The organism is Streptomyces sp. NPDC048411, assembly GCF_040704695.1.
Lineage (GTDB): Bacteria > Actinomycetota > Actinomycetes > Streptomycetales > Streptomycetaceae > Streptomyces.
In genome coordinates, this window is the sequence record NZ_JBEZKL010000050.1 from 21553 (window position 1) to 34122 (window position 12570).

Below are 12570 nucleotides of genomic sequence, written 5' to 3' on the forward strand. Positions count from 1 at the left end.
TATGGAGAGCGTCATCACGAACGAGGAGCTGGCGGCCTTCGACCGGCTCGTCGGCCGGCTCCGCGCACTGCCCGTCGACGACCCCGCCCGGCTCCGCGCGGAGCAGGTCGCCGCCTCGTTCGCCCGCGGCGGCCGGCTGGGGCGTCGCAGAATACGCGCCGAGCGGCGGACCGAGGCCGACGCCGCCGTGACCTGGGCGACGGCGACCGGCGCGGCCGACCGGCGCGAGGACGCCCCGCTGGACTCCGGCGCGGTATCCGCCGGTCCGGCGGGAACACTGGCGCGGGCCCGCCACTGCTACATCTGCAAGACCCCGTACCGGCAGGTCGACGCCTTCTACCACCTGCTCTGCCCGGACTGCGCGGCGGAGAACAGGTCCCGCCGCGCGCTCTCCACCGACCTTTCGGGACGCCGCGCCCTCCTCACCGGAGGCAGGGTCAAGATCGGCTTCCAGCTGGCGCTGATGATGCTCAGGGACGGCGCCGAACTCGTCGTCACCACCCGTTTCCCGCACGACACCCTGCGCCGCTTCCGGGCGGTCCACGACAGCCCGAAGTGGCTCGACCGGCTCACCGTCGCCGCCGTCGACCTCCGTGACCCGCGCCAGGTCCTCGGCCTGTGCGAGCAGTTGCGGGATACGGGCGAGCCGCTCGACATCCTGATCAACAACGCCGCCCAGACCGTTCGCCGCCCACCCGGGTCGTACGCGCTGCTGGCGGCGGGGGAGTACGGCACGCTGCCCGCCGGTGTGCTCCGCGCCCCCGGATACGCGGCCATGACCGCCCTCGAAGGACCTTCCGCGTCGCGTGCGCTGGCGCTGGTGCTGCCCGACGCCGGGCAGACCGGACTGCCGGACGGTGTCGACCGGGCGGGCCTGCTTCCCGGCACCGACGAGGCCGGCCTGCTGCCGGACACCGCTCCTGTGAACTCCTGGTCCGCGCGGATCGGTGAATTGGACCCCGCCGAAGTCCTGGAGACGCAGCTCGTCAACGCCCTGGCCCCCGCGTTCCTCTGCGACCGGCTGCTCCCGCTCCTGCTGGCCTCTCCGCGGCCGCGCCGCTACATCATCAATGTGACGGCGGTGGAAGGCCGGTTCGCGGTACGGAACAAGACGGGTGGCCATCCGCACACCAACATGGCGAAGGCCGCCCTCAACATGCTGACTCGCACCAGCGGCGCCGAACTCGCCTCCCAGGGCGTCCACATGTGCGCCGTCGACACCGGTTGGATCACCGACGAGAACCCGGTGCCGAAGAAGGAGCGGATCGCTGCCGGAGGCTTCCGTACCCCGCTCGACATCGTGGACGGCGCCGCCCGCGTCTACGATCCGATCGTGCGTGGCGAGGCGGGATCGCCCGTCTCGGGCGTCTTCCTCAAGGACTACCGGGAAGCGGAATGGTGAAGGGCTACCGCACTCGCACTGCGGCCTCGCCGGAGGGCGGTGACCGAGACCACCTGATACACCACCGGACAAGCCGGCCCCCGAAATCGCTGAGGCCGGCTTCGCCGTTCCTCGGTGGTGCCCCGTCCGACCGGCAATAACCAGTGCCGCGACAGGCGACGTTCGCCGCGGCGAGGGGCGAGTGATGATCTTCGTGATACCTTCGGCTTCGCCGTGCACCACTGTGAATCCAAGGAGGTGAGACCGATCAACGCTGCGACAGGTTGGGGCTCCCTCCTTTGCATGGCCTAGGGAGCGCCCGCACAAGGCATCCCGAAAGGCTTGAAACGCTGATGCGCTTCACCTCCCAGACGTCGTCGGACGGCGTCACCGAACACTTCTTCACCCTCGACGAGATCCCCGGCGTGCTGTGGATGCCGGAAGACGCTTCCGGTACTCGTCCCCTGATTCTGCTGGGCCACGGCGGCGGGCAGCACAAGACGGCCCCTGGCACCGTGTCCCGCGCGCGCCGCTACGCCGCCGAGGGTTTCGCGGTCGTCGCGATCGACGCGCCCAACCACGGCGACCGACCCAAGGACGAGGAATTCGGCCGGATCGCGGCCGACATGCGGGCCGGCATGGCAGCCGGTGAGAATCCGGGCGCGCTGGTCGCCGGCATGCACAGTTATCTGGCCGGTCAGGCCGTCGCGGACTGGCAGGCGGTCCTGACGGCGGTCCAGCGCCTCGACCCGGTCGGCATCGGCCCGGTGGGCTACTGCGGCATGTCCATGGGCTGCGGGCTCGGCATCCCGCTCATCGCCGCAGAGCCCCGGATCCGCGCCGCAGTGCTGGGCCTGCTCGGCGCGCACGGGCTGGCCGAGGACGCCGCGCGGATCACCGTGCCGTTGCAGTTCCTGGTCCAGTGGGACGACCAGATGGTGTCGCGAGACCAGAGCCTGGCCTTGTTCGACGCCCTGGCCTCGGCGCAGAAGACGCTGCACGCCAACCCCGGCAAGCACGGGGATGTGCCGTCGTTCGAAGTGGACAGCTCGCTGAGGTTCTTCGCCCGGCATCTGAGCTGACACGAGAGCGCAGTGCACGCAGAGGGGACGGCCCACGAGTGAGCGGGCTCGTGGGCCGTCGGGTGCAGTGCGGGTTGTGGGTCAGGCGTGTCGCGGAGGCCTGGGGTCCAGGCCTCCGCGAGGGCGCCGGGTCAGGCGTTCGCGCGGGCGGCCATCCGCGCCTTGCGCGCGGCCAGCTTCTCGTCGAACTTGGCCGCCTCGCTGTCCAGTCCGCCCATGTAGAGCCCCAGCTCCTCCTGCGCCTTCAGCCCGTCCGGGCCGAGCCCGTCGATGTCCATGACCTTCAGGTAGCGCAGCACGGGCTGGATCACGTCGTCGTGGTGGATCCGCATGTTGTAGATCTCGCCGATCGCCATCTGCGCTGCGGCCCGCTCGAAGCCAGGCATGCCGTGACCGGGCATCCGGAAGTTGACCACGACCTCACGCACGGCCTGCATCGTCAGGTCCGGGGCGAGCTCGAAGGCCGCGCCGAGCAGGTTGCGGTAGAAGACCATGTGCAGGTTCTCGTCGGTGGCGATCCGGGCCAGCATGCGGTCGCAGACCGGGTCGCCCGACTGGTGACCGGTGTTGCGGTGCGAGACGCGGGTCGCGAGTTCCTGGAAGGCGACGTACGCCACGGAGTGCAGCATCGAGTGTCGGTTGTCGGACTCGAATCCCTCCGCCATGTGCGCCATGCGGAACTGCTCCAGCTTGTCCGGGTCGACGGCGCGCGAGGTGAGCAGGTAGTCGCGCATCACGATGCCGTGCCGGCCTTCCTCGGCGGTCCAGCGGTGCACCCAGGTGCCCCAGGCGCCGTCACGGCCGAACAGGGAGGCGATCTCGTGGTGGTAGCTCGGAAGGTTGTCCTCGGTCAGCAGGTTCACGACCAGTGCGATCTTGCCGATGTCGGTGACCTTGGACTGGTCGGCCTGCCACGCCTCACCGTCCTCGAAGATGCCGGGGAAATTCCGGCCGTCCGAGAAGGGGACGTACTCGTGGGGCATCCAGTCCTTGGCGACCTTGAGATGGCGGTTGAGCTCCTTCTCCACCACCTCCTCCAGGGCGTACAGCAGTTGGGCGTCGGTCCACGCCTTTGAACTGCCGAGGTGGGGAGAGGTGATCGTCACGGGGGCTCCTGGGGACGGGAGAAGTACCTACGGCTTCGTAGGTTACGAGACCGTAGGTTAAAGCCGGAGTAAGGCCGCCGCCAACCCCGACCGCGCGAAGTCCGACTACGTACCGTTATGTCTGCAGGTCACGCAGGCGCACGGAGAGGCAGGTCACGCAGCCTTCCAATTTCTCGAACTCGCTGATATCTACTGATACAGGGTGATATCCGAGCCCAGTGAACAATTCCGCGGTCTTCGGTGCACTCGCGGCCATCAGTAGATTCCCACCACCGAGCAGCACCACGTGCGAGCCCGCCTCCTCCGGAACCGGCAGGAAACGGCCGAAAAGCGACGGTTTGTCAACCAGGGGCGGATACCCGACGACTGTGCCGTCCGGCAGAGCCGTCACCGCGGACTTCAGGTGCAGCACCTTGGTCAGCGGCACGGCTACGACGCGGGCGCCCAGCGGCTCGAACGCGGATCTGAGCTGCCGCACCCCCTCCGCGTTCGTCCGGCCGCCGCGCCCGACAAAGACCGTGTCGCCGATCTTCAAGACGTCGCCGCCGTCCAGCGTGCCCGGCTCCCTCACCCGGTTCACTGAGCAGCCGAGCCCGGCCAGTGCCTCCTCCACGGCCGCGGTCTCGCCCCGGCGGGACTCCGCGCCGGACCGGGCGATGAGCGCCACGTTCCGGAACATCACCACGGTGTCCTCGACGAACACGCTGTCCGGGTATCCGTTCGCCGGCTTCGCCTCGACCGTCTCCCATCCGTACTCGCCGAGGACGGCGACATACCGCTTCCACTGCTCGACCGCGAGGCGGACATCGACGGGGGTGCGCTCGACATGGGTGACGAGACCCTCGGCGAGACGCGGGTCGGGGCGGCGGACCAGGGCTTTTTTGCTGGGCACGGGTAGTTCCCTCCATAGGGTTCCGGGTGGGTGCGGGCTGGCCACCTTGGCCACGCAGCGGATGAAGTCGCGCGACTCCTGGACCGGTGGAGCAAGTGTCCGCAGTCGCACCAACAATCCCCGGCATCGGCGCAGTTGCATAGCGGTATCGAGGGGCTGCTCGCCGCCACGGTCGACTCGCAGGGCAGGGGCGGGGGTCCGGGGTTCGCTCCCGCACTGACTGCGGCCGGCGGCTGCAAGAGCCGGGCCTTGCTCCACCGGTAGCCCCGGCCGCGGCCTTTCCCCCACACCCCGCACGGCTCAGCGCTCTGTCGCCACCGCCTCGGCCGTGGTGTCACGCAGTTCGCCGTCCAGCAGCAGCCAGCGCGTGATGCCGAGCGATTCCAGGAACGGCACATCGTGGCTCGCCACGATCAGCGCTCCCTCGTACGACTCCAGAGCCGCCGTCAGCCGGCGCACGCTCGCCATGTCCAGATTGTTCGTCGGCTCGTCCAGCATCAGCAGCTGCGGTGCCGGTTCGGCCAGCAGCAGCGCCGCCAGTGCCGCACGGAATCGTTCCCCGCCCGACAGCGTCCCCACGGGACGGTCCGCCCGAGCCCCCTTGAACAGGAAGTGCGCCAGCCTCGCCCTGATCCGATTGTCCGTGGCATTCGGTGCGAATCGCGCCACGTTCTTCACCACGCTCAGTCCGTCGTCGAGTACGTCCAGACGCTGCGGCAGAAAGCCCAGCGGCAATTGGGGTGTCGCCTCGCCGGACACCGGTGCCAGCTCACCGGCAATGGTCCGCAACAGCGTTGTCTTGCCCGCGCCATTGCGGCCCACCAGTGCGATTCGCTCGGGGCCTCGCAGCTCGAACCCGCCGCTCACCCGTGCCCCGTACGAGAGTTCGAGATCGCGCAGTACGAGCACACCCTGGCCCGGATGCACCTTGGTGTGCGGTAGCTCGACCCTGATCTCGTCGTCGTCCCGCACCGCCTCGACAGCGTCGTCGAGGCGCTCCTTCGCCTCCGCCAGCTTCCCGGCGTGCATGATCCGATGCTTGCCGGCCGATTCCTGGGCGGCCCGCTTGCGGTTACCCATGACGATCTTCGGCTCGCGCTTGTTGTCCGACATCTTCTGTCCGTAGCGCCTGCGCCGAGCCAACTTGACCTGGGCGTCTGCCAGGTCACGCTTCTGTCGCTGCACGTCGGCCTCCGCGACCCGCACCATGCGCTCGGCCGCCTCCTGCTCGACGGCGAGCGCCTCCTCGTACTCCGAGAGATTCCCGCCGTACCAGGTGACCGACCCGTCCCGCAGATCCGCGATCTGGTCGACCCGCTCCAGGAGTTCACGGTCGTGGCTGACGACGACCAGGACACCCGCCCACGCGTCGACTGCCTCGTACAGCCGCCTGCGCGCGTACAGATCCAGATTGTTCGTGGGCTCGTCGAGCAGCAGCACCCCGGGGCGGGCCAGCAACAGTGCGGCCAGGCGCAGCAGCACGCACTCGCCGCCCGACATCTCGCCGATCGTGCGGTCGAGCCCGATGTGACCGAGGCCGAGCTGATCGAGCGTCGCGCGGGCGCGCTCTTCCACGTCCCAGTCGTCACCGACGGCCGCGAACTGCTCCTCGCGTACGTCACCCGCCTCGATGGCGTGCAGAGCGGCCCGGGTACCGGCGATGCCCAGGGCCGCATCGACCCGCAGCGCTGTGTCCAGGACCAGATTCTGCGGGAGATACCCGATCTCGCCCCGGGTCCGGATGTGGCCATCGGCGGGGGTGAGTTCACCCGCGATCAGCCGCAACAGGGTGGACTTTCCAGAGCCGTTGAGGCCGATGAGACCGGTCCTGCCGGGGCCCACGGCCAGCTGGAAGTCGTTGAAGACCTCACTGCCGTCGGGCCAGGCGAAGGAGAGCGACGAACAGGCGATATGAGTCAGGGGGGTAGACATGCGGATCTCCCGGTTGCGAGGAAGGGCAGGGGGCAACGGGCGAGACACCGGTCACGGGCGTTCCACGGACATGGCCAAGGAGGAGCCCCGGTTGCGGAGGACGGCTCGAAGAGCTGAGGTCACACTCGGGTGCGCAGACATGACAGACATGACAGACCTGAACGGGCATGCACTGTCCGGACACGGCGCGCAACGCGGTGTCTCACGACCTCAGACGAGCAACGTCCTTCTCCGATCCGACGACAACAAGGACGTCACGAACGGTACGACGGGACCTCGCGCCCCGGCAAACGATTTACGTTGATCCCGGCCGCGCCGGTGCGTGCGGCGGAGCGGGGGCCGGACGATGACAGGTCGCCGGACGGGCAGGGCCCTGAGGATGCCCACGGTGTTCTGCGCCGGCGCGGTGTTGACCGGCTGCTTCGGACCGCAGCCACCGAACTTCGGGGACCACGTGTCCGTCTCCTCCGAGCAGCGGCGCATTCCGCTGACCGTCCCGCCGGTTCCTCCTGCTGCCCGGCACCACCGGGCCGGCGATCGGAGCGGCCACCTGCTCCGAGGCCGGATGCCGGTTCACCGCCTGGGACGTCTACCGCGGGACACGGCGGTGGAGCCGCCGGACCCCGGGGCGTACCGGGTACGGACCCTGGGCGGCGCCGACGCGACGGGCGGCCGAGAAGCCGCCCCCGGGCTCAGCACGCTCCGCCGAGCAGGTCCGTCAGACTCCGGTCGAGATCCAGGAACCGGTGCTCCTGCCCCGAAGGGACCAGTTCCTCGGCGCGCCCGAGGAAGCGACGCAGCTCCGCGGTGTGGACATGCACCATGGCGATGCCCTCGGCGGCGTGGAACTCCAGGACCGTACGGTCGTAGCCGAACGGCCTGATCCGTACGTCCCCGACCCCGGCCGCTCCTTCCATTCCTGCCGCCAGCAGTTCGCGGGAGAACTCCCAGGACACCTCGGTGCCCTCCAGGGTTGCCGGGGCAGGGAAGGCCATGCGCACGGCGAACGGATCCCTGCAGTCGTACTGCAAGGTGGCGGGAAGGGTCTCCATCCGCGGCGCGGATGCGACCATGCGGGCCTGCACGGACTGCTCGATAACGCTGGACAAGACCTGCTCCCTCTTGCGGCCAGATGAATGGTTCCCGGCACTGGCAGAGACGACGGAACCTTCCGATCCGTGCTCGGGCGAGGGAGTGAGCTGCGTCACCGCACCGCACTCCTCTCGACGCACGTGCCCGCGTGACGGCGGCGCACTCTGGACGGGGTACTGCCCGTGGGTTAGCTTCCTGCGCCATGAGGCTCAAGGGGAAGACGACACGACTGATGGCATGGGGACTGTGCGGGGCGGCGCTGACCGCGGCACTGGTCACGTCGGCAGCGCAGGCAGCGCCGGGGCAGCGGCACGGAACCGGCGACCGGACGGGCTGGACACTCACGGAGGCGGGAACCGACGCCCGCTTCCGTGGCCTCTCCGCCGTCAGCCGGCGCACGGCCTGGGCCGCGGGCTCGAAGGGCACGGTGCTGCGCACCTCCGACGGCGGCCGTCACTGGCACGACGTGTCGCCGGCGGGAGCGGCGGAGGCGGCACTGGAATTCCGTGACATCGAGGCGTTCGACGCGCGGCGTGCGGTGGCGCTGGCCATCGGTGAGGGCGAGGCGTCGCGGGTGTTCCGTACGGACGACGGTGGAGCGACCTGGACCGAGTCCTTCCGCAATACCGATGCCCGTGCCTTCTATGACTGCCTCACCTTCTTCGACAGCCACCACGGTCTCGCCATGAGCGATCCGGTCGACGGCAAGTACCGGATCCTGTCCACCGCGGACGGCGGCCGCAGCTGGAACGTACTGCCCACAGCGGGGATGCCGGCCGCCCAGGCGGGCGAGGCGGGCTTCGCCGCCAGCGGCCAGTGCCTGGTCAGCTCGGGGCCGAAGGACGTCTGGCTGGCGACCGGCGGGGCGGCCACCGCACGGGTGCTGCACTCCGCCGACCGGGGGCTGACCTGGACAGCCACCGAATCGACGATCCCGGCCGGGGACCCGGCCCGCGGCGTCTTCGGTCTCGCCTTCCGCGACCGTACGCACGGCATTGCCGTCGGCGGCGACTACCGCGCCGGTCAGGCCTCTCCGGACGCCGCGGCCGTCACGGGCGACGGCGGCCGGACCTGGCAACGGTCCACCACCCCGCCGACCGCCTACCGCTCCGGCGTCTCCTGGGTCCCACACACCCGCTCCACGGCACTCGCCGTCGGGCCGACCGGGACGGACCTGACGACGGACGGTGGCCGCACCTGGCACACCGTCGACACGGGTTCGTACGACACCGTGGACTGCACGCAGGACGGCGGCTGCTGGGCGGCGGGGGAGAAGGGGCGGATCGCCCGGATGAACTAGGGCCGTGACCGGCAAAGCCAGGCGACATGAGCCTCCAGGAGCGCGTCCACGCGCTCGACGGGGGCGGTGTAGGTCAACTCGAGTACGAACATGGGTCTCACCTACCGAGGCCTCATCGAGGGAGGACCGGACGGGACTTCTAAGCTGGAAGGCACTATGACGACGCTCCGCACGCCGGCCGACGCAGCCGAAGCCCGCGCCATCCAGGACACCCTCCGCGCCCGCGTGGTGCTGGACGAGCCGGGACCGCCGCCCGGCATCGGACGGGTGACCGGTGTGGACGTCGCCTACGACGACGAGCGCGACCTCGTCGTGGCGGCGGCGGTCGTGCTCGACGCGGCCACCCTCGACGTCGTCGCCGAGGCCACTGCCACCGGCCGGGTGACCTTCCCGTACATCCCGGGGCTGCTCGCCTTCCGAGAGATACCGACCGTGCTGGCCGCGCTGGAATCCCTTCCGGTCGACCCCGGCCTCGTTGTGTGCGACGGCTACGGCAGGGCGCACCCGCGCCGGTTCGGGCTCGCCAGCCACCTCGGCGTCCTCACCGGGCTGCCGGTCATGGGCGTTGCCAAGAACCCGTTCACCTTCACCTACGAACAGCCGGGCCCCCGGCGCGGCGACTTCTCCCCGCTCGTCGACGGGGACGAGGAGGTGGGCCGGGCGCTGCGTACCCAGGACGGCACCAAGCCGGTGTACGTGTCCGTCGGCCACCGGACCGGTCTGGACAACGCCTGCGCGCACACACTCCTGCTGGCCAGGGACTTCCGCCAGCCGGAGACCACCCGCAGGGCCGACGCACTCTGCAGGCTGGTCCTCCGGGAGGCGACCGCCTGAGCGTCCGACGGCGCCCACGTCCGAGTATCTGAGTATCTGAGTATGTGTACGGATACCACGTGCCGATCATGAACGGCACGCTGGTGCGTATGACCGATCATCGAACGTCCACACGTGCCGGAACCGTCTACGTAGCCCAGCGGCGCGTCGCCATAGGGATGACTCTCGGTGTCCTTGCCGGGGTCGTCTGGACCGTCTCGATGATCTGCACGCTTGTGTCCTGGATGTTCTGACGCCGGGACGGCCCTCCGGTCGTGGCCGTCCCGGCGCGAATCCGCTCAGCGCGTCGCCGCGACCCGGAAGCGCAGCCCGGCCCCGCGCAGCCGCTCCAGCAGTGCGTCGCCCATGGCGAAGGCTGTGGTGACCTGCCCGGACGTCGGCGGGAGTTCGTCGAGGGCGAGGCAGAGCGCGGACTGGGCGAGGATCTTCGCCGTCTCGTCGTAGCCGGGGTCGCCGCCGGAGACCTCGGTGAAGACCCGGCGTCCGCCGCCTTCCCCGACGAACCGCACCGTGAACCAGCTCCGCTTCCGGCGCTCCGCGTCCGGGCCCTCACCCGGCTCGTACCGGTCCATCAGCCAGCTGCGCGCGGCGGGCAGCTGCGCGGCGCCCACGAGGGCGCCGATCGCGGCCGTGCCGCCCAGCGCCATCGGCAGCGTCTTCACCGAGGCGAAGTGGCGGTAGCGGAAGTCGGGGCCGTACCGCGCGAGCGCCCGCGCCGAGCGCTCGATGACCTGCGGGTCCAGTGTCGGCAGGGGCAGCGCCCAGGTGCCGGTCTCGGCGCTGAAGTGCGGGGTGCCGCAGCGGGCCCGGGCGCGGCGTCCGACCAGGCGGGGTTCGTGCAGGCGGCGCTCCTGCGCGGCGCGCAGCATCTGCGGGCCGCGGCCCATCGCGGTGAGCGCCGAGGCGAACGTACCGCCGGAGAAGACGGCGTTGCTGCGGACGAACCCGTCGATGGTCAGCGGCACGTCCTGCGGCAGCTGCTGGACGGTGAAGTAGACGCCGAGGTCGTGCGGTACGGAATCGAAGCCGCAGGCGTGCACGAGCCGCGCCCCGGTCTCGCGGGCCCGCGCATCGTGTTCCAGGAACATCCGGTCCACGAACTCCGCCTCGCCGGTCAGGTCCGTGTAGTCCGTCCCTGCCTCCGCGCAGGCGGCGACCAGTTGCTCGCCGTACCAGACGTAGGGGCCCACGGTGGTGGCCACCACGTGGGCCGATTCGGCGAGTGCGCGCAGTGAACCGGGGTCGTCGGCGTCGGCGTGCAGCAGCGGAAGGTCCGCGCAGCGCGGATCGATGGCGGCCAGGCGTTCGCGCAGCTTCTGCAGCTTGGCCGGATTGCGGCCGGCCAGCGCCCAGCGGCAGCTGTCGGGTGCCTGGGCGGCGAGATATTCGGCGGTGAGGGCACCCACGAAGCCGGTGGCGCCGAAGAGGACTATGTCGTAGGGGCGTTGTGCCCCGTTCTGCCTGTTCACGAGTGCCTCCGCAGGGGCCGGCGCCGATGTAGCAGGCAGAGGTTAGCGGAGGGGTTCGTGGCGGTGTGCAGGCGGGCGGCGCTCCTGGGGGAGGATCCTCAAGGAAGAACTAAGCGCTTGCTCGGCCAAAAGGGTTGTGTGGAGCGCGGAGCATTCTTAGCATCGTCGCTGTTACATCAGTTGTGTCACACCGCTGGGGGTTCGATGGCAACGACAGAGCACGGTCCGCTGGCGGGTGTGCGCGTGGTCGAGCTGGCGGGCATCGGACCCGGCCCGTTCGCCGCGATGCTGCTGGCGGACCTCGGCGCCGACGTCGTCAGGGTCGACCGGCCCGGCGGCGCGGGGCTCGGTATCGACCCCGCGTACGACCTCACCAACCGCAACAAACGCTCGGTGCTCGTCGACCTCAAGGCCGAGGACGGCCCGGACCGCGTCCTGGACCTGGTCGAACGCGCCGACATCCTGATCGAGGGCTACCGGCCGGGCGTCGCCGAGCGCCTCGGCGTCGGCCCCGACGCCTGCCTCGCTCGCAACCCTCGGCTCGTGTACGGGCGGATGACCGGCTGGGGCCAGGACGGGCCGCTCGCCGAACGGGCCGGGCACGACATCGCGTACATCGCCCTCACCGGCACCCTCTCCGTGATCGGCAAGCCCGGCGAGCCGCCCACCGTCCCCGCCAATCTGGTCGGCGACTACGCGGGCGGCTCGCTCTACCTCGTCGTCGGCGTCCTCGCCGCCCTCCAGCACGCCCGCACCCCCGGCGGCGCGGGCCAGGTCGTGGACGCGGCGATCGTCGACGGCGCCGCCCATCTCGCCACGATGATCCACGGGATGCTGGCGGCCGGCGGCTGGCAGGACCGGCGCGGCTCCAACCTCCTGGACGGCGGCTGCCCGTTCTACGGGTCGTACGAGACGTCCGACGGCCAGTACATGGCGGTCGGCCCGCTGGAGCAGCAGTTCTACGACGAGTTCATCAAGCTCCTCGGCATCGAGGACCGGGCCCCGGACCGCAGGGATCTCACCCGCTGGGAGGAGCTGCGCAGGGTCGTCGCCGACCGGTTCAGGACCCGGACGCGCGCGGAGTGGACCGAGGTCTTCGAAGCCACGGACGCGTGTGTGGCCCCGGTCCTGTCGCTCCGCGAGGCCCCGCACCACCCGCACCTCGCGGCCCGTGCCACCTTCGTCGAACACAGCGGTCTGACCCAGCCCGCCCCCGCACCCCGCTTCTCCGCCACCCCCGTCTCCGTACGCAACGGACCCGCGCAGCCCGGCGCGGACACCGAGGGCGTCGCCCGGGACTGGGACGTACCGAGCATTCACCGGCCCCGGAAGGACCCCACCGACTGATGGAACTCTCCCTGCCGCTGAACTACGCGGGCGACCCGCGCGAGGCCTCCGGCGCCACCATGCTCAACGTCATCCCGGCCGGTCCCGACCCGGCCCGGCTGATCTCCACCGTCAAGAACTGGCTCTAGGGGGCCC

12 protein-coding genes are annotated in these 12570 nt (G+C 70.4%); 7 read left to right on the top strand and 5 right to left on the bottom strand.

What is annotated here, in order from left to right; translation table 11 throughout:
• Position 1 precedes the first annotated feature (1 nt).
• The gene (locus tag AB0915_RS19355) at positions 2 to 1402 is read left to right on the top strand and encodes an SDR family NAD(P)-dependent oxidoreductase (protein WP_366692237.1); all 1401 of its coding nucleotides are present in this window, start codon (positions 2 to 4) and stop codon (positions 1400 to 1402) included.
• Between the two features lie 332 nt (positions 1403 to 1734).
• Complete coding sequence (locus AB0915_RS19360) at positions 1735 to 2463, top strand: alpha/beta hydrolase (RefSeq protein WP_366692238.1); 729 nt, start codon at positions 1735 to 1737, stop codon at positions 2461 to 2463.
• 131 nt (positions 2464 to 2594) lie between these two features.
• On the opposite strand, the gene AB0915_RS19365 is transcribed toward AB0915_RS19360, so the two are convergent.
• The 4 genes from AB0915_RS19365 to AB0915_RS19380 form a co-directional block, all read right to left on the bottom strand.
• Entirely contained in the window at positions 2595 to 3569 is a 975-nt protein-coding gene (locus AB0915_RS19365; RefSeq protein WP_366692239.1) for an acyl-ACP desaturase, read from the bottom strand.
• A gap of 115 nt (positions 3570 to 3684) precedes the next feature.
• Entirely contained in the window at positions 3685 to 4461 is a 777-nt protein-coding gene (gene ddaH / locus AB0915_RS19370; RefSeq protein ID WP_366692240.1) for a dimethylargininase, read from the bottom strand.
• A gap of 300 nt (positions 4462 to 4761) precedes the next feature.
• Entirely contained in the window at positions 4762 to 6393 is a 1632-nt protein-coding gene (locus tag AB0915_RS19375) for an ABC-F family ATP-binding cassette domain-containing protein (RefSeq protein ID WP_366692241.1), read from the bottom strand.
• A gap of 692 nt (positions 6394 to 7085) precedes the next feature.
• Positions 7086 to 7502 carry an SsgA family sporulation/cell division regulator gene (locus AB0915_RS19380; protein WP_366692242.1) on the bottom strand — a complete coding sequence of 139 codons (417 nt, stop codon included), beginning with the start codon at positions 7500 to 7502 and terminating at the stop codon, positions 7086 to 7088.
• A gap of 185 nt (positions 7503 to 7687) precedes the next feature.
• Between AB0915_RS19380 and AB0915_RS19385 the strand changes: the two genes are divergently transcribed.
• The 3 genes from AB0915_RS19385 to AB0915_RS19395 all read left to right on the top strand — a co-directional run bounded on the left by AB0915_RS19385 (position 7688) and on the right by AB0915_RS19395 (position 9852).
• Complete coding sequence (locus tag AB0915_RS19385; protein WP_366692243.1) at positions 7688 to 8785, top strand: oxidoreductase; 1098 nt, start codon at positions 7688 to 7690, stop codon at positions 8783 to 8785.
• Positions 8786 to 8941: 156 nt separating this feature from the next.
• Entirely contained in the window at positions 8942 to 9619 is a 678-nt protein-coding gene (locus tag AB0915_RS19390) for an endonuclease V (RefSeq protein WP_366692244.1), read from the top strand.
• Positions 9620 to 9708: 89 nt separating this feature from the next.
• On the top strand, positions 9709 to 9852 hold the full coding sequence (locus tag AB0915_RS19395) for a hypothetical protein (RefSeq protein WP_327243110.1): 144 nt from the start codon (positions 9709 to 9711) through the stop codon (positions 9850 to 9852).
• 45 nt (positions 9853 to 9897) lie between these two features.
• Here the strand turns inward: AB0915_RS19395 and AB0915_RS19400 are convergent, their stop codons facing one another.
• Complete coding sequence (locus AB0915_RS19400) at positions 9898 to 11088, bottom strand: saccharopine dehydrogenase NADP-binding domain-containing protein (RefSeq protein ID WP_366692245.1); 1191 nt, start codon at positions 11086 to 11088, stop codon at positions 9898 to 9900.
• Positions 11089 to 11292: 204 nt separating this feature from the next.
• On the opposite strand from AB0915_RS19400, the gene AB0915_RS19405 reads away from it, so the two are divergent.
• Positions 11293 to 12435: a CaiB/BaiF CoA-transferase family protein gene (locus AB0915_RS19405; RefSeq protein ID WP_366692246.1), complete on the top strand. Its 1143-nt coding sequence runs from the start codon at positions 11293 to 11295 to the stop codon at positions 12433 to 12435.
• Positions 12435 to 12563 carry a hypothetical protein gene (locus AB0915_RS19410; protein ID WP_366692247.1) on the top strand — a complete coding sequence of 43 codons (129 nt, stop codon included), beginning with the start codon at positions 12435 to 12437 and terminating at the stop codon, positions 12561 to 12563. Before AB0915_RS19405 ends, AB0915_RS19410 begins: the two co-directional genes overlap by 1 nt.
• Positions 12564 to 12570 lie beyond the last annotated feature (7 nt).